Origin of the sequence: Chitinophaga sp. MM2321, assembly GCF_964033635.1 — a bacterium.
Taxonomy (GTDB): domain Bacteria; phylum Bacteroidota; class Bacteroidia; order Chitinophagales; family Chitinophagaceae; genus Chitinophaga.
In genome coordinates this window covers 1,140,192-1,159,553 of the sequence record NZ_OZ035533.1, presented here as the reverse complement: position 1 = coordinate 1,159,553, position 19,362 = coordinate 1,140,192, and the positions used below count along the sequence as shown (strand labels likewise).

The window sequence follows — 19,362 nt, the reverse complement described above, 5'->3', positions numbered from 1 at the left end:
TTTACCTGATGGTATAAACATCCGGCAATTTATCTCCAAAGATCAGATAAGGATCATGCTTGAATTTTGTGAAGTCTGCAGCAGCCGGGTGCGCTGGATAAGGTGTAAAATAGGCATTGGTCCTGTTTGCCCATAACAGTACATAGGCCAGTTCTACCTGTTGTTGCTTCAGTACTTTTAAAAGTGTTTGTGTATACCAGTCGTTTTTTGTTGGGTTGGCCTTTAGCTCCAGGCCTGTTTCTGTGAGGGCAGCAAGCTTGTTTTTCGCTTTGGCATAATCCGACACAATTTTAAGTTTGGAAGCAGCTAATATAATATCTGCTCCATTGGCGCGCAGGTCCCAGTAGTTGTCGCAGCCCACGAGATCCACATATTCGTCGCCGGGATAACGTTCCAGGTATTGTGTTTCCGTCGTAAAATTGCGGTCGGGAGAAAAGGCGTACAGGAAGTTATTTACATGCAGCGAATCGCGGAGATAAGTTACTGTAAAGCGGTACAGGTCTTTGTACTCTGCAGCCGTGCAATGCGCTTTCCCCCACCAGAACCAGTCGCCATCAAATTCATGAAAAGGACGGAAAATAACAGGAACGGATTTACCATCGCTGATCAGCGACTTAGCGAAATCTGCTACCCGTTTTAAGGAAGCCTTGAATACGGCATGATGTGTGCCGCCGGGTAAAATTTGTTGTACTGCAGGAACGGGAGAATTATCCCAGTAGAAATCGCCGTTAACACCTTCATTCCAATCAGTAGCCACTACGCTGGACACCGGATTCCAGTAATGCCAGCAGAAGGTATTAATACCCCCTCTTTTATAGGCTGCAATGGCTTGTGCCTTCGTTATCTGCGCCTGATTATCGAACCAGCTGTTGCGTTGAAAAGAAGCGATAAAAAGAAAGTCTGAACCATATACCGCCGGATAGGCGCCTGTTACTGCTTTCACATCACTGGTGCCGGAAGCATCACCCCAACCATAGCCTTGTTCGGTATCAGCCTGATGACCAAAAAGGATATTCGTTTTAGCTAGCTGTTGCAGGTTATAAAAAAGCGCCGCGGTTTCGGCGGTTGCGTTTTTATCCGTTAGCCAGGAGCGGATCGTAGGGAGGTCCGGCGCCACGTCTTCCGCCGGTGGCGGCGTTGTCACAGGCACATTGTCTTGTTTGCAGGAAGAAGTCAGGGAAGAAGTAAAACAAGTCAGCAGAAGTATAACCTTCCTGAAATTGAATCGCATCAACAGCGATGCCGTATTTAAAAAAAAGTGTGTCATGCGATGAATATAGTATAATGGCGGCAGGACAGATACCACTATTCCAAAAGAATATAAAACGAATGTTAAGGCGCTGCAATGCGCTATGGCGCCGTCTTTTCCGCGTCCTTTTCTTCACGGAACTGCTTCACATATACGGAAGGAAGCACATCAAACTCCGCTTTAAAGGATTTCGCAAAATAATGCGGGGTATTAAAACCTACTTCGTAGGAGATCTCTGCTATACTAAGCTGACTTTTCTCCAGCATTTGCGCCGCTTTCCTCAACCTGATCGATCTGATAAAATCAACCGGCGTTTTACCGGTCAGTGTCAACATCTTTTTATACAGCGATACGCGGCTCATACACATATGCTTGCTGAGTTCCTCCACCGTAAGATTTGAATGTTGCAGGTTTTCTTCAATATAAGTGAGCACATTCGCCATAAACTTTTCATCCACCGACTGTATAGGCACATCAGACAACTGAACATCCACCTGTTTGGTATACACGTTTTTAATAGTCGTCTGCAACGTGAGCAGGTTCCTGATCCTGGAAAGCAGCACCTCAAAATTAAATGGCTTGGTCAGGTAGTCGTTGGCGCCTGTTTCCAATCCCTTCATCTGGTACTCTTCTCCCATCAGCGCAGTCAGTAATATAATGGGGATGTGAGAAGTTCTGCTGTCATTTTTTATTTTGGCACACAATTCCAGTCCGTTCATTTCCGGCATGCTGATGTCGCTTACTATCAGGTCAGGATGCAGTGCCAGCGCCTTTTGCCAGCCTTCCTTCCCATTTACGGCTTCCAGCATATTGAAGGTTTCGCGTAAATTATCTTTCAGATAAAACCTGAAATCTTCATTATCTTCTACCAGCAGCACAATTGGTTTTTTATGTTGTAGTTTACCCGGCCTGCAAACTTTAGACATTTCTCCGGGTATTAAACCAGGTGTTTCTTCCGTCGTAGCCGGTACTTCATTCAACACCGGCAAAGGCAACTCCACGATAAAACAACTTCCTCCTGTGGGGATCTGTTCAATCGTTATTTTACCCTGATGCATTTTAACAAATTCCTTTGTGATAGCAAGTCCGATACCACTGCCCTGATTGATCAGGGAAGTGGGTATATCATGCTGGTAAAAACGTTCAAATACTTTATTCATCTTATCAGCAGGAATACCGATACCAGTATCCATTACATTTATTTTCAGCAGCTTGATACCTGGTTCCACTTCTTCTTCCAGGCAATTCAGCAACACGCTTACATCGCCACCGGGTGGCGTAAATTTAAATGCATTGGACAACAGGTTAAAGAGGACACGCTCTATTTTATCATGATCAAAAGTGGTATCCAGTTGTTCCGTATCTGTATCAAACGTAAAGCGGATCCGGTTTTGATCAGCGATATCCATAAAAGAAAAAGAAACGTCTTTGATGAATTTGATGATATCGCCGGTATTTAAATCCAGTTTCAATTCATGGACCTCCATCTTTCTGAAATCGAGCAACTGGTTTACGAGATTTAACAGCCGCCGGGCATTCCGTTTAATCAGGTTCATCTGTCCGATGTGTTCCGCCAGCTGCGGGTGTTGCAGCATTTTATCTACCGGCGCCATGATCAGGGAAAGCGGTGTTCTGAATTCATGGCTTACATTCGTCAGGAATTTTATTTTCAGTCTGTCCAGTTCGTGCATCCGTTTTGCTTCCTGCCATTTCTGATCCTGGATACGTTGCGCTTCCTGCTTTTCCTGCTCCTGTAAAAACTGGATACGTATTTTCCTGATGCCCCGATAGCGCAAATAAAACAAGCCGGCGAGGAAGCCAACAGCATAGCAAACATATGCCAGTGTTGTTTTCCAGAAAGGGGGTAAGATCTGTATGTTCAGGCTCAGTTCTTTTTCGTTCCAGGAAGCATGATCAGAAGATGCTCTCACTTTAAAAACATAATTGCCCGGATCTAAATTAGTATAGGTGGCTTTCCGGATCTTATTATCCGAAGTCACCCAGTTTTCATCCAGTCCTTCCATCATATACTGGTACCGGACCTTATCCGGATTCAGAAAATCCAGTGCGGCAAATTCTATTGAGAAGAAGTTCTGATTATATTTTAAAACAATAGATTTTGCCCTGGTAATAGATTCCGCAAGGATTACCTGTCCATTCATTTTTTCACCCGGCTTAACCGTGTGATTAAACATCTGAAAATCTGTAAAAACCAATACCGGTTTAATTCTGTTCATCTTTATCATGGCCGGATCAAACAGGTTAAATCCATTACCACCTGCAAATATCATCTCACCTGCGCGTGTCATGAAGGAAGCATCTTCATTATATAGCTTCCCCTGTAATCCGTCTTTTTCATCATAGTTGATGAAGTTCAGTTTATAGCCATTTTTTCCGTTAGATATAATTACGTTGGAGATACCGTTCGCGGTACTCACCCAAAGGTTATGTTGCCGGTCTTCCTGGATAGCCAGAATATTATTATCGGGTAAACCATCTTCTGTGCGGTAAAGACTAAATTTATTGGTCCGGGGATCTAAAATATTCAGTCCTTCGCGGGTACCGATACAGATATTCCCCCGGCTGTCTTCTATCAGTGAAAAGACATTGTTGTTCACCAGGCTGTTGGCATCTGTATTTTCATGTTGATAATGCAAAAACTCACCGGTTTCCTTTTGTAATACATCTATTCCATCTGAAGTACCGATCCAGATATTTTTTTTCTTGTCTTCAAACAGGGAAAACACATAATCAGAATGAATAGAACCCGGTCTGTAGGCGCGGTAATTTTTGAAAGTCTTTTTATTCCGGTCAAACATATTAAGTCCGCCCGACAGGGTTGCCACCCATATATTATGATCTGAATCTTCCATTATTTCGTAGATCCTGTTATCAGAAATACTATTGGTATCTGCGTCATGATGCCGGTAATGTGTAAATGTTTTACCGTCATAGCAATCCAGGCCGCCAAAGTAGGTGCCGATCCATAACTTTTGTTCATGATCCACACAAAGGCTTACAATGACGTTATTGCTTAAACTGTTCGTATTTGCTTTATTGTTGAGATAAGGCGTGAAGCTGCCTGTTTGCCGGTTGAAATAAATCAGTCCACCGCCATTGGTACCAATCCATAAATTGCCTTTGGCATCTTCGGCAAAAGCATTGATATCGTTATACCCCAGGCTTCCCGGCTGTAAAGCGTTGTGGCTAAACAAGGGAAATTTCCGGATACTGGGATGGTAATAGTCAATACCTGTTTTATAGGTTCCCAACCATATCATACCCGATGGATCATTATACAAAGTAGTAACGCTATTCTGTCGGATACTCCTGTTATCATTTTCCTTCTTCAATAAATACTGAATACTGAAATCTTTTTTATCAAGCAGATTTATCCCGCCCTGATCTGTTCCGATCCATATCTTTCCTTCATTATCCTGGATAACAGCATTCACGATATAGGTATTCAACCTGCTTCCTTCCGAATCTTTGTGAATATGCCTGACTGTTTGCTGAAAAGGATTGATGTAATACACGCCTATCCCTACTTTTGAATACAACCATATATCATCATCCCGGTCAATAAATAAATTATAACGGTCTGCTTTTTTCTCAGCTGCCAGCCGTTCAATAGCAGGTGTATGGTAAACAACTTTATTCGTCCGGGTATCAAACATTTCGATCCAGCCGTCCTGGTAGGCGATCCATAAATTTCCTTTGGAATCTTCTGCCATGTCTGCTACATTCACACCATGCAGGGAGGTAGCATCTCCCCGGATAGCAATATAATTTTTAACTTTCCCGGTGAGATGATTTAGTATAAAAAGTCCGCTGGTGGCGTGCAGAAAATAGAAATCACCATTCTTTGCTTTCAGGATCTTCTCTACCTGGTAATCCGGGATGCCCAATGGTTTCAACAGTTTCATCACATCCTCATCAAAACTGTCTGTTATAGGATCATAAATTGAATACCAGGATTGTGTTTTTATCCAGAACTTATTGTCCGGTGCATCATAAATACTGGTGATAAAATTATCGCTGAGAGAGGCACTATCGTGTAACTGGTGCTTGTATACCTTAAACCTGGACCCATCATACCTATTTAATCCATTGGAAGTACCAAACCATAAAAAGCCCTTGGAATCCTTTATAATGCAGGTGATACCGTTATGAGACAGGCCCGCGTTAACATCCAGGTGCGAAAAAGTATATTGGCCTTCCTGGGCGAAAACAGTCGTACAACAAAGTAGTAAAACAGACAGGTATCGAATACAAGTTAATTTCATTTGGTTGAGTGGTGTGCGGTTAATCAAAGTACGAAAAAAAATGTAAATGATGGCCGCCCGGAAGTTTGGTGGCGGCCATCATTCCTTTTATTGCACTACCAGCTCTTCTTCTGTTTCCACCGTAACCGGTTCCGTACCGCCTACTGCAAATGACAGTGTTCCGGTGACTGCATCAGCAGGCACTTTCACGACCAGCTCAGTAACGGATTGACTTACAAACTCAGTAACAGCGATATCGTTGGAAAACCACATCCCGGTTATCCAGTTCATATTTTCGCCTTTGATGGTGATCGTTTCCCCTACGTGTGTGGTAGCCGGTATGGATATTATGGTCACCACTACTTCCAGGTTTAAAGGTGTCTTTGAGACAATATCTCCCTCCGGCACCTTCAGCGTTACGGGGCCTTTCTCTGTTTCCGACGGTACCGTTATGACGATGAGTTCCGCGCTTTGTTCTACAAATGCAGCAGCAGCCACTGTAGCGCCGGCCAGTTCTATAGCGGTTACTTTATCCAGGTGCTTGCCGATAAAACTGATCTTTTCTCCATGCTTTACACCGGAAGGACCGAAGCTCAGTAATTCCACGATACCGGCATCGGTCGTTTTATCCTTTTTGCAGGAGATACCGGCAGCCGTTATAAGGAACAGGCATAGTAAGGAAAGTAGTTGTTGGTTGAATATTTTTTTCATCTTCATTGATTATTTTTTTTCAATACCATTTATTTCTTAATGACTTTCGGTACCACGCGGAAATTATCAAAAGACATATCACAGTTGAGATCACCGCCACCATGGAATAATACCCGGGCGTAATAACCAGTAGGCGATACCGTTAGTTTACTGTTATAGGCAGCCGCTACTTCTTCAAATGGTATGATCACCGTTTGCCACACGCCTTTGGTATCGTATGGCGGATTCCATAAGTAATCACCGTGTGAGTCATTGTCTACGCCAACACATAATTTTATGACATTAGCATTGAAAGGTTTTTTGGTATTGAGTTCAAATTTCAGGTTAAAATTTTCCGGTTTAAGAATCGCCTCATCAGGAATGTTTTTGCTGATGGCGCCCATTGCATCTGCCGGTCCGCCTACTACTTCCTTCCACTGCCAGCCGGATATGGCGTCTTTTACCCTGATATAATTTCCATTGATAGTGGCAGGGTCCTCCGGGCCGGGATTACTAACCACGAAACCAGATCCCCACCAACCGGAGAATGGGTCACTGCTGATGAATATATTCCTGTTGTCACGGAACCAGAAGTCGGATGCTACTTCACCGAAATTTGTTTTCACCGTGATCTGCCCTGGCAGTGCTCCTGCCGGTACTGTTACTTTAACCATCTCATCTTCTACAGACACAATTTCTGCTACGCCGCCACCCGGAAAGGTTACGGTAAGCGGTTCATAGAAATAATTTCCGGAGATAGTAGCCACACCACCATCGGGTACATACTCACAGTCCATCCGCGTAATGATGGGTTCACCGATCTTTACAGGAAAGAAATATTCCAGCGTCTTTCCATTGGAAAAATTAATCTTCAGTTTATTATCAACTACCGTCGGAATTTTACTGGGCACACTTACCAGGATTGTAGTGCTGGTAACATAGGTGGGTGTTAAGGAGGCCATCAGGTCATTAAACCATATTTCCTTTGCATCCTGTAGGTTTTCCCCTACAATAGCGATGAGCATTCCCTGGGCAGCCGCTGCCAGTAAGGAGTCTCCGGACACAGGGTCTGTTACCCGGATATAGCTGATCCTGGGTTCCCCGTTGTTGGGCAGGTCATTGTCTTTCTTACAGGAAGTATAAAATACCACCGTAGCCATCGTTATGGCAAGTAGCAGTAAGGAGCGATATATATTTTTCATGTGAGATACATTTTTATGAGAACAGATGAATTTACCCGGCTTAATAATCTACTGCTTCTTTCTTCAGGTTTGGCGCCTGGCTTATTTCTGCCGCAGGTATCGGGATGCGGAAGTTACCGTCGTTGGCCGTGATATATTTAAATGTTACCCATGATGTTTTAACACATTTCCAGGAGGTAGGGTCCGGCATTTTATCCGGTGATGTAAAGAAAAGTCCCCTGTATTGTGAATTTAAAATGCTGTAGGCTTTTGCTTTATTATAGTAATGCAGGCTTACGAGGTCATACCATGCCATTCCTTCCATGGCAAATTCAACGATGCGTTCATTAAAAATAGCATCCGCTGTGAGTGGCTTATCGTAAGGTGGAAGACCGGCCCTGGTATGTACTGCGTTGAAATAGTCGAGTGCCTTCGCATCAGTAGTGGTGGCGGCGTTACCTAAAGTCGCCTCAGCATAGATCAGGTACATTTCCGACAGGCGCATCATATAGGTATCATTGCCATAATTCTGGGTGGCCGACTGCCCGCCTACATCCGCAGCACGACCTGTTACATATTTTTTAATGCACAGGAAATTGTTGTCTGTACCATTGAACGGATATATTAATTTAGGCGTAGTGCCGTCCGGTAATTTTTCGGTGATTTCCGGGTAAAAGGAGCCTGGCATAAAAAAGGTGGCCTTTAGTCTTTGGTCCAGTGTTCTGCCACTGATGAGCGTATCGCCATAATTAATCATGCCTTCATATTTGCTCATGATCCACCAACTGGCGGTTTTATCACCACCCCAGCCATCGCCGTTACACATTTTGCTGTCGTAGTTCAAATCAGAAGGCGATGCGTTGGATGCGCCCCAGTCGTTAGGTGCGTATACCCATTGCAGTGAGAACAGCGATTCCGCATTATTATCATAGGGAAACAGGAAGAGGTCTGCATAATTTTTCAATAAAACATTCCCGCTTTTAGTGATCACACGTTCCGCATAATACTTCGCGCTGTCTAAATAGGTCTGATCCCTGTTACCGGCGCCATTGGCGCCTACTCCGGCCCTGGTAAGGTAAAAACGCGCGAGCATGCCTTCAGCAGCCCACTTTGTAAGCCTGCCGGGGCTCACCGGTGTTTCCGGCAGATCTTCTGCAGCGGCAATCATTTCATTGGTGATAAACCGCCATACGCTTGGAATGGTATTCCTGCTGATAGTAGTATCAGAAAGTAAGGTCAGGTTGTTTTCTATAATAGGTACTTCTCCCCAGTTCATCACGAGGTAGCGGTATGCCAGGGCCCTCATAAACCTGGCTTCTGCAATGGCCATCTTTTTAATCTGTGGTGACACACCCTCTCCCGCATACTGGTTGATGTTGGCGATAGCAAGATTAGACTGCCCGATCACAATAAAGAAGGAGCGCCACGATGCACCATTGGCGGTGGTATTGGCGGTGGTATTAAACTCTACGTTGTCCTTGTCATTGTACCCGGAAAAAGAGGTCCCTGCCCGGAAATCACCGATGCTGATAGCAGACCGCCCATTGTAATCAGACCATACTTTACTGTATAATAAAGCAGTACCGGCCAATACCTGCGCATCGGTTTTATAAAAGTTTGCATCAACAATCGCATCTTTAGGTGGTCTGTTCAAAAAATCCTTTGAACAGGCAAACAGGATAAGAACCGGAACCAGGAAATATATACGTTTCAATTTTTTCATAACCAGTGTTTTTAGAAGTTTACGCCTACACTCAATGTATAAACAGGTGTGAGTGGATACCGCCCGTAATCCAGCCCTATGGCCTGATTACCGGCTGATGCATCCCTACCCACATATCCCCCTACTTCCGGATCGAAGCCGGTATAACCGGTGAGGGTGGCCACATTTTGCGCACCCACTGTGATCCTCGCACCTCGTACCACTCTTTGTTTTGCTAACAGGGAAGCAGGCAGATTATATGACAGCGATATATTTTTCAGCCGTATAAACGATCCGTCTTCCACATACTTGTCCGTAATGCGTCCGTAGTTACTATTTGGTCCGTGAGAAATCCTGGGGATATCTGTTCCGGGGTTTTCGAGTGTTACCGACCCGTCAGTACCGGTAATCGGTTTTGCATAATCCATAGCTGCTACCAACAGGTTCCTGCTGGTATTGATATTATTCGGATTTGCATTTACCCTGGCCAGGTAGTTATACACATCATTTCCTGATGTGGCAGTAATAAGGATGCTCAGGTCGAAACCTTTATAAGAGAAAGAGTTGGTAAACCCTGCAAACAATGTGGGATAAGGGTTACCGATAAATGTCTGGTCATTGATATCAATGATGCCATCAGGCACGCCGTCAGGGCCACTGATATCTTTGTACTTCACATCTCCCACCCAGATATTATCTACATTGGTAGGCAATCTTTGACCGGTATTATCTGCCGGCACGGCACTTTTATTTATCTCTTCAACAGACTGGAATATGCCTTCTTCTTTATAACCCAGGAAAAGCCATGGCGCTTTACCTACAACAGATTGCTGGGTCCAGTCATTCATCCACCAGGAAGTGCGGTTCAACTGGGATGCATCTGAATTGAATTTTTTAATTTTTGTTTTAAAGCCGGAGATATTAAAGTTAGACTCCCACTTGAAGTTTTTGTTCCTGATATTGGTAGTGTTGATGGTGATGGCCCATCCTTTGTTTTCCAGTGCGCCGATATTTACCGTAGGTGATTCTACAGCACCGATACCATTGGTCCCCATGTACCACGGCAGCGGGTTTATCATCAGGAGGTTGTTTGTACTTTTTACATAATAATCAAATTCAACCTGGATCCTGTTATCAAACAATCCTGCATTCAGGCCGATATTGTTCGTCTGGGTTTCCTCCCATTGTAATCCGGGGTTGGGATAGCGGCCGGGTAAAAAGCCGGTGCCTGAAGGTGTAGCCGCCGAGGTCATAGGAGAATAAATTCCTCCACCGCCGCCCTGGTTACCGGTGGTACCGGTTTCCAAACGTAATTTCAACTCACTGATAAAAGGAACATTAAAAAATGATTCTCTTGAAATCCGCCATGCTGCTGATACAGCGGGGAATAGCCCCCACCTGTTATCCTCTCCGAAATTGGCAGAACCATCCCCCCGGATAGTAGCGGAAACAATATAGCGGTTGTCGTAATCATAGTTGAGCCTGCCCAGGTAGGATTCCATCGCCCAGTCTCCCTGACCACCTGTGTTGGTGGCAGACAGCGGATCGCCCCCGGCCAGATCCGGCAAATCGTTGGTCAGGAAACCTGTTCTGTTAGCACCTAAATTCTTCCACGCCGATGTCTGTGCTTCATGACTGGCCATTACATTGAAATTATGTTTTCCCAGTTTTCCGTTATACTCAATCAACTGGTTCCAGCTCCAATAAGTATTTACATTACTCGTGTTGGTCAGGGAAGCTTTATCATTTACTGCCCATCCAATGGCATAAGTAGGCAGGAAGATCATCGCGTTTGAATAACCGACATTGGTATTAAAAGATGATCTGATAGATAAATTCTTTATAGGGGTAATACCGATGTTCAGTCCTCCCATGAACTGTCTGCGGGTATTTTTATTCTGATTTAAACTAGCGATGGCGATAGGGTTTACCGGTGTGTACTGATTGGCACCATTGGTAAGATCACCACCACCCCAGCTACCATCCATATTTTTCACGGGGATTTGTGGTGTTATCTGCAACGCATTGGAGATCACATTTTCCTGGCTGGTACCCAGGCTCTCATTCGTTTGGTTAAAGCTCAGGTTAGCGCCGATAGTTGCCCATTCCCGCGGTTTATTATCGAGGTTCAGCCGGAAACCATACCTGTCAAAACCGGAACCTGCTGCTATCCCATCCTGTTTCAGGTATTCGCCCGACAGGTAATAGGTTGTTTTGTCATTTCCTCCACTCAAACTCAACTGGTGTTTGTCCATGTCGGCATTTTTAAATAACACATCCTGCCAGTCGGTTCCTTTTCCCAGCAGAGATGGATCTAAAAATTCTGCCGGCGTACCTCCTCCTGCCAGCGCATGATACTCTTTCACCATCTGTGCATACTGTTGTAAGTCCATTACTTTGAGGTGAGGCGGCGGTGTTTGTATACTATGCTGGAAAGTGTAATCTATCTTGGTATCCCCTGCTTTACCACGTTTGGTGGTGATTAACAGTACGCCGTTGGTAGCCCTTGATCCATACAAAGAAGTGGCCGAAGGGCCCTGTAATACCTCAATGCTTTCAATATCAGCAGGGTTTAAACCTGCCAGCGGGTTAGATGAACTTTGTCCACCGAAGGCAACGGCTTGTCCGGCTACCTGCACGCCGTCAATCACATACAGTGGCTCATTGGTACCATTGAGCGAGTTGATACCCCTGATATTCACAGAGATGCCACCGCCCGGCTGACCGGAATTCTGTGTAATGTACACGCCGGCTGCCCTACCCTGAATGGCCTGTTCCAGGGTAGTGTTGACCGTTCTGTCCATCTCTTTTGATGTGACAGTTGTTTGCGCGGCAGTGAGGTTGGCGCGTTTTACTTTTCCATAGGCTACAACTACCAGTTCATCCAGTTTGCTGGCCGTGCTGGTCAACGAAACATTGATCACGTTGTTGTCCGAAACGAGCATTTCCCTGGATTGAAAACTTATGTAACTAAAAACGAGGATACTTCCTGCGTCAGCATTGATCACATATCTGCCATCGGCATTGCTGATAGCCGATATTTTAGTTCCTTTCACCAGGATAGTGGCTCCTGGTAAAGGTTTGGCATCATCGGCAGTGGTGATCAATCCCGTAATCCTATGGGTTTGGGCGATGCCGGTAAAACTGATCAGCAACAATGAGAGGCTGAGAATAAGACAGCTTCTTACGCTTGTTCTTTTTAATTTTTCCCCCATGTTAAAATGAATTAAGGTTAGTAGATAATTGGTTCATAACGTTTAGTTTAACTTGATTTTGGAAGCTTTCTACAGTGAAAGTTGTCAGGCATGTTTATTAAAGTGGAATGATGCGCGTGGATACTCAGTGGAATAATAATAAGGGATGTCAGTTATTCTTTGGTTGTAAAGCAGATCTTACGGTACAGGCAATCGCTTTTCCGCAAAATCTGCCGGTCCGGCAGTTTTACTTTTCATAACGTTTGGAATTACAACTGAAGCTAAAGTAGTTTGTGTAGAATCAATATCAGCTTTGATAATGATTATACCACAAATGTTAAGCAGTTACAAATGACTGATTAACAGGATTTTATTTTTCAAAAACCGGAAATTATTTAACAATAGTGGGTATATCAGGAAAATTTGGGGGATTTATTTCCTGTAACAACCGGTTGCGTGTAGCCGGTTCCGTGGGGTATAAAATGGCGTCTTCGCTAAGATCGGTCCCTCCGGGACCGATCTTAGCGATTGATTTATGGGGATGATTTATGCAGATGATTTACAGAAAAAAAACCACTAAGAAATTTTACTTCACAAAAACCCTTTCTTCTTTTTCATATTCTCTTCTGATACCTTCTAAAATATCATTTACAGAGATGGTAGGGCTGTTTCGGTAAATGGTCTGGAGGGAGGCATATTGAATGACGTTCGTGATGGCAGCGCCACTCAGGTCATACCGGAGCGCAATGTTTTGCAGGTCGGCGCCGGGTTCGAGCGGTGCTTTGACAGGGAGGGCTGTTTGCCAGAGCGCATAACGTTCTTCGGCGTTGGGCATTGGAAAGTGTATGATGGAATTAAAGCGGCGCACAAAAGCCTGGTCTATATTACTTTTATAATTCGAAGCCAGGATGATGAGCCCTGGAAAGTCTTCCACACGTTGTAACAGGTAAGATACTTCCTGGTTGGCATATTTATCATGTGCGCTCTGTACATTGGAACGTTTGCCGAAGAGGGCATCTGCCTCATCAAAAAATAAGATCCAGTCTTTATTTTCTGCTTTATTGAAAACTTTCTCCAGGTTCTTTTCGGTTTCGCCAATGTATTTGGAAACGATCTGCGACAGATCTATACGATATACGGACTTCTTAAATTCCTTTCCCAGCAGGGTGGCCGTTAATGTTTTACCGGTTCCTGAAGGACCGTAAAACAAGGTTCTGAAGCCGGGTTTGATCCGTTTATCCATCTGCCAGTCGCGCATGAAAGTACCGTTGTGCAGCAACCATACTTTTATATCATTGATCTGGTTGGCTGTTTTTGTGTTGATCACCAGGTCGCTCCATTCCATGGCGGTAGTTACCGGGCGGGCAGGGAAGTCGGGACTAAAAGCAGGTGGGCTCACCGTTCCTGTTGTAAACAGATCGATATATTCGGGTTCCAGCAAAATTCTGCCACTCATGCGCGGCTCTCCTTCTTTCACCTGTTCCAGCGAAAGGATGTGGTTTTTCGCAAAGAAATGTTCCCCGGAAAAATAACTGGTAGCCTGTAATCTTTTGGAGATGTCATTGCCTGCCAGCACAAATAGAGCGGTTTCCCCGGTGGGTAGTGTGCCCCGGTGATTGGTACCTTTTACGCCGCCGATCTCCTGGAAATCGCCGCCATCAGGCAGGTACTGCTGGATGATTGCATCCAGAAAATTGGGCTGTACATGTGGCATCAGTGCCAGCATTAAAATGATGCGTTCTTCGTTGTTGGGTTGATACAACGACAGAAAATCACTAAAGGCGGAGTCGTTGCCATCCGGCTGCCATTCAGGATAAGAGAAGGCGGTGGCATGCTCCTGTTTGAAATAATCTGCCAACCTGCTGTTAATACAACTTTGCAGAAAACTGAGTGAGCTGGTAATATGCTGATGATTTGTCTCCAAAATAAAATCTCCTTTTTAAAAAATAACCGGTCGTTAAGGTTGTCCCTGTAAGAGTCGCTGTGCTTCTTCACTACCCATTTCAGCAGGTGGCCTGTTGAAACTAACCAATCCGTTGGCCTCCAGGCTAAGCATTAACTGGTACATAGATAAGCGGCCAATATCTGCCACGGTAAACCTGACGGGATTTCCGCGACTGCTCATAGCGGTGTTGATGTCTGCTGCTATTTCTGTCAGTACACCGGCAACGGGATAATCACTGAGATGTTTAGAAAGATTGATCAGCAGGTTATCCGGACTACCACTCAGTGATAAAGAAGATATAATGGCGCCCATAAAATTGAGGTGCCGCCGGCTTCTGACAGGCAGAATGTTATAGGTCCAGTTGCCCGGATCACAGATGGCTCTTCCTGTCATGATGCCCTGCAATATAACGGTGCCGGCAATCCTTCCTATGGCGCCCAGTGATGCACTTGCCACTGAAATACCGCTGGCAATAGCGGTGCTGACCTCATACACCCTGGAAGTAACAAAGGCTGGTCCGCCTTCGGCTACAATACCGCCGGAGTCGGTGAAGGTGTGCCGTAAAGCATCTCCGATACCTGCACTCGCATCATACTGATCAGGCGTACCGCGACAACCGGCATAAGGATGATTGACATCTACCAGCACACCGGAATGATCATATACACATTCATTCATGGGGTCACTGGGAGTAGGCGCCCGTTGTTCAAGAATAGTTCTGAACCCGCAGTGGAATACAGCAGTAGGGCCCGGATACAGCCGCCACCCGGTTGGTACGGGATCGCTGTCATTGAGATGTGTGGGGCATGCAGCCATACGTTGTATAACTGGCTGGCGCTGAACAACCGGCTTAAAAAAAGGCGACTGCCTGGTACTACCAGTGCTGCCTGCTGTGGTAGTAGGCATATGCTGTTTTTTTATGGCTGTTGTTCCGGACATAGCGATCATAATTATTTAAGGACATGCTGCTCCTGCGGCCATGGTGGGGCAGGGGTTATTATTTCCCGGCGGACAGGTATTTCCTTCACAGGCATTTGCTATCATACCAAAAGGATCTGCGAGTAAACGGCTCTTAAAACATTCCCAGGCAGTACCGGAATGATTTTCACCGGTACAACGTGGTGCTGCAATCGAATTTAGTGTATTGAATACAGTCGTGCCGGTGGCAAACTGCGCTGCCAGCACTGCCTGCAAATTAGCGGGAAGCGCCCTGATATTAGCGGCACGCCAGCTGAATACGGGATTAGTTGTAGAAGAAGTATCTTCTGATGGAATCAATGAAAGTGCCCTGAAGTTTGCAGGATCAATCATAGAAGTTAAAGTAACGCCGCTTCCCGGATGACGCGCCTGTTCCACTTCCAGGTAACTCAGGTGCACCGCTCCTTCCACCATTCGCTGGGTTTGTTGCTGCGCTGTAACCATAGCGGTATTTGCAGGATCTATCGTACGGTATAAATTGTCGTCGCCAATAGCGCGCCAATGGAATGGCGTGGCGCCGGTACTTCCCGGCGGCGTAGCCTGACTAACTACATCCAGTCCTGCGTTATCTGCATCATGCATAGCCAGCGACAACAGATCGCCAATAGAATAGTTATTCAGCCTGTTGCCAGCCAATGCACGAACCACAGGCTCTACCCGGGTAATTATCAGTGCCACAGGCGCGATGTAATGATTATCCACATCCTTGATATAAGCGGCCATAAAGCAGGAAATTAACTGGATGAGATTATCTGTAAAGTTAGGATACATATTGTTCCAATACTGTTTTACCTGTCCTCTTGGTGTGCGGACATGGCCAGCAGAAAATGCATCTGTCAGGAAGTGATCAGCGGATGCTTCCAGCGATTCTGGCCAGAAAGGTTGCACCGTCAACGGCGAAGCACCTGCGAGGAAAGCCGCCCTGATAGCCTGTGTATGCAATGTGATATACATATCGCGGTTGTTGCGGCCCAGCGCGCCGGTAGAAAAATGCATTTCATTCTGCCCTGCCAGCGCATCGTACCGGGCATCTACCGCTGCTACTACGCCCGCACCTACAGTGGGAGCCGGACCGGAAGAACCATTTACTTTCCATCTTGCATAATCAATTTGTTCCCGCCCAAACTGGCCCTGGTGGGCAAGGTCCTGCATTTGCGACAACGATTCAAAATAGTCGCCTGTCATGGCGATCAGCTCCCCGAAAGAAACACGACCATATCCGAAAATAGATACCTGCTGATCCGCTGCGGGAATAGCATTATTGCCAATGGTAACATGTTCGGTAGAACCAAATTTCTGTACCTGATGCACGCCATTACCCTCGTCCTGCTGGATCACATGGGTCAGTTCATGCCCCATTAATCTTTTTCCTTCCTGTGTATCAGGATTATATTGTCCACTGTTAAATACAATGTTGCTACCGGTTGTAAATGCCAGCGCATTGATAGATTGTGCCGACTTCGCCGCCACCGTATCCGTATGTACTTTTACGTGACTGAAGTCATAATTAAACCGGGGCTCATAGTAACTGCGCACGGTATCGGGCAAAGCGGCGCCACTACTGCCTAGTTTACCCACATAACTTTCCAGTGCATCATCTGAAGTTGTTTCTTCCCCGTTCATTTCCTTGCGTTGTAATTTTTCTTCTTCTTCACAGTGGGCACATTTCCGTTGCAGCCGCGAAATAGTATGTGTAAAAAAAGGAGACGGCCCTGTTCCTGGTGCAGGCATACGCATCACCTTATCGGCCATGGCATCCGCTTCGCGTTCATACGGATCATTGGGTTGACCCACGGCCAGCCTCGGCTGAATGGCCGGCTTAAAAAAAGAGGCCGGTCTGCTTTGCGCCACAGCATTTCCGGTCGACTTATCTCCCGTGCGCTGTATTACTTTATTGGACATTGCCTTTATTATTTACTTGTTTTACAAACTGCCCGATGGCAGGTTCACTACGCCGTATCAACATACAGGACCACCAGGCGGACAAGTAGCCGCGCGTCCGGGCGCGGGCGGATCATCCCAACCCGGTACCGTACCCAATGCAGCCGGCTGCGGTGACATATTATCACAACAAGCCCTTGCGAGCGTACCGGCAAAAGTATTGCTGTTGGGTCCTAGTCCCCTGTACAAACTTGGATCTGCGTAAGCAGTAAATGCATTTCTTAAACAAACATCGAGATTGGTGACGCCGGGTCGAGGCCTGCATTCAACACAGGTAGGTCCTTTCCCGCAAGGGTCAGGAGACGCATCTGTTTTGGTGGCTGCTGTACCCGTAACCACCCAGTCGTTTCCTGAAGTAGGCTTACACCTCGTTATGATAGCATATTGTGAAGCGGGTGTGGCTACAAAGGCATGATTGGCAACAGCGCCCAGGCTACCCTGTAACTCACGGGAACAAACACGGTAAGGTGTGGATGGCCCTACAACGGGCAATCCGGGTGTAGCGGTGGCCAGCTCCTGCCGGAGGTGCACATCCCGTTCGGGATCGCCAATCGGCGCATTATCCATATTCCATTTCTGGATCACCGTATTCATTTCCTTGCGCTGCACTTGCTGCTTTTCTTCTTCCTCACAATGCGCGCACTTACGCTGCACACAACGCGGTGCAAAAAAAGGAGCGGCGCTTTCCGGCGGCTTCTTTTTCTGTACCGTTGTTGCGCTATGTTTTTGCAATAAGTGATGCATTCATTTAATTATTTACTTCAACGGCCGGATTTATTCAGGAACGTGCGGATGCTGCTATCCCGCGCATTAACATCCATGGGAACAGGCACTTTATGCTGATCAATTTCATTGATGAACGCCATCGCATAATCGCAAACCCTGTACTTATACCGGTTGTACTCATAGTATTCTTCAGACCCCCACATAGGCGCCTGCGACGTATCACTTAATAAAGGGATCAATGCGGGCCGTATCAGGCGCCCTTGTTCAATGATCGCCTTTCCACCATCTTCCCAATAGCTATGCGGCAAGCCCCATGTATTGAAATAATGCGATCCCTTCAGCGATATGGTTAAGATGCTGCTTTTAATTGCCGCATTCACTGAATCATAACTGGCTTTATCTATTTTACGCAATGCCAGTAAATTCAGCAATGCAGCTTTGCCGGGTTTGTCCAGTGATGCTTTCAGCGATTCGGTCATACTTTTATTTCTGCTTGTTACTTCCGCAAAAACAAGGGAATTGTATGGCTCTCTGCCCTTCTCTGATTCCGCTTCCATAGCGGTGATCAGCTGTGCAGGGCTCATCGCTTTTAATTGCTTCAGATAGGCTTCTTTTTTCCGGCCTGCATCTTCCATTACTTTATTTCTTACGGTTGTTATACTATCATGCTCATTCGATGCACCACCGTTCTTTCCCTGTTGCTGACAGGCAGATAAAAAAGCACCAAAAATGAAACAACCTGTTATCAGATCTTTTATTTGCATAGCATTTATCATTAAGGCATCCTGCTAAATGTTGGAAAAACATGCTTCCCGGCGCTAGGCGCGGTTGCATTCCATTGCGCCACTGCCGCATCAAAAGCATCCTGGTGCCAGGTGACCGCTATTTCGTGAAAAGGGTTGCCCGCTACACCATTGTTGATGGTAAACAACCAATAGTAATAGCCCGACAACTTATTCACACATGCTGCTGTACGATCAATACAAACCGGTACACTCACTGCATCAAACCAGCTGTTGTCCGGCCAGCCGAAAGGCCCATCCAGTAAGGTGGCCGTAGTATGATCACTGCCAATAGTGATGGTCCCTGCAAAGGTGTTATCATCATTCCGGCCGTAGTATCCCCATTGCTTTCCGCTCAACCGGTCCACTGCCCAGCCATTAAAGGCCGGTTGCGGATTACCGGTTACCATGCGGGCTGTTTGTTCTGAATTAGGCGAAAGATAATTACCTGTTTCAATATCAATCACCCGGATCATTTGTACATATACGACCGAATCGCAATTGCATGCGGCGCCTTTACACAACGCGGGATCAAATGCAAAGTTTAGTTGCATATTGATGCCCCTGTTGCTATGTGGCGTACCCGTAAAATTGAATACGCCACAAGGCAGGGTAGGTTTACCACAACCAGCTGCAAGAGAAAAAATAAGGAAGAGCGCAGCTATTAAACTGCCGGCACTATATCTTTTTTCCATGGAAAACTTATTTT

Annotated in this window: 12 protein-coding genes; all 12 read right to left on the bottom strand. The window is 45.8% G+C overall.

Annotated features, from left to right (window positions below; translation table 11 throughout):
- Position 1 precedes the first annotated feature (1 nt).
- Positions 2-1,267, bottom strand: coding sequence for a glycosyl hydrolase (locus ABQ275_RS04405; protein WP_349317061.1), 1,266 nt, complete (start codon positions 1,265-1,267; stop codon positions 2-4).
- Between the two features lie 83 nt (positions 1,268-1,350).
- Positions 1,351-5,535: a two-component regulator propeller domain-containing protein gene (locus ABQ275_RS04400; RefSeq protein ID WP_349317060.1), complete on the bottom strand. Its 4,185-nt coding sequence runs from the start codon at positions 5,533-5,535 to the stop codon at positions 1,351-1,353.
- A gap of 87 nt (positions 5,536-5,622) precedes the next feature.
- Positions 5,623-6,225 (bottom strand): hypothetical protein, encoded by a 603-nt coding sequence (locus ABQ275_RS04395; protein WP_349317059.1) that lies wholly within the window; start codon positions 6,223-6,225, stop codon positions 5,623-5,625.
- Between the two features lie 29 nt (positions 6,226-6,254).
- On the bottom strand, positions 6,255-7,406 hold the full coding sequence (locus tag ABQ275_RS04390; protein WP_349317058.1) for a glycan-binding surface protein: 1,152 nt from the start codon (positions 7,404-7,406) through the stop codon (positions 6,255-6,257).
- 40 nt (positions 7,407-7,446) lie between these two features.
- Positions 7,447-9,108: a RagB/SusD family nutrient uptake outer membrane protein gene (locus tag ABQ275_RS04385; RefSeq protein ID WP_349317057.1), complete on the bottom strand. Its 1,662-nt coding sequence runs from the start codon at positions 9,106-9,108 to the stop codon at positions 7,447-7,449.
- Between the two features lie 11 nt (positions 9,109-9,119).
- Complete coding sequence (locus ABQ275_RS04380) at positions 9,120-12,302, bottom strand: TonB-dependent receptor (protein ID WP_349317056.1); 3,183 nt, start codon at positions 12,300-12,302, stop codon at positions 9,120-9,122.
- A 565-nt stretch (positions 12,303-12,867) separates the two neighbouring features.
- On the bottom strand, positions 12,868-14,205 hold the full coding sequence (locus ABQ275_RS04375; RefSeq protein WP_349317055.1) for an ATP-binding protein: 1,338 nt from the start codon (positions 14,203-14,205) through the stop codon (positions 12,868-12,870).
- A 33-nt stretch (positions 14,206-14,238) separates the two neighbouring features.
- Positions 14,239-15,165, bottom strand: coding sequence for a hypothetical protein (locus ABQ275_RS04370; RefSeq protein WP_349317054.1), 927 nt, complete (start codon positions 15,163-15,165; stop codon positions 14,239-14,241).
- 15 nt (positions 15,166-15,180) lie between these two features.
- A complete protein-coding gene (locus ABQ275_RS04365; RefSeq protein ID WP_349317053.1) occupies positions 15,181-17,106 on the bottom strand; it encodes a DUF4157 domain-containing protein in 1,926 nt (641 codons plus the stop codon).
- A 57-nt stretch (positions 17,107-17,163) separates the two neighbouring features.
- Positions 17,164-17,889 carry a hypothetical protein gene (locus ABQ275_RS04360; protein ID WP_349317052.1) on the bottom strand — a complete coding sequence of 242 codons (726 nt, stop codon included), beginning with the start codon at positions 17,887-17,889 and terminating at the stop codon, positions 17,164-17,166.
- A 17-nt stretch (positions 17,890-17,906) separates the two neighbouring features.
- Positions 17,907-18,635 carry a hypothetical protein gene (locus tag ABQ275_RS04355; protein WP_349317051.1) on the bottom strand — a complete coding sequence of 243 codons (729 nt, stop codon included), beginning with the start codon at positions 18,633-18,635 and terminating at the stop codon, positions 17,907-17,909.
- Between the two features lie 11 nt (positions 18,636-18,646).
- Entirely contained in the window at positions 18,647-19,348 is a 702-nt protein-coding gene (locus ABQ275_RS04350; RefSeq protein WP_349317050.1) for a hypothetical protein, read from the bottom strand.
- Between the last annotated feature and the right edge of the window lie 14 nt (positions 19,349-19,362).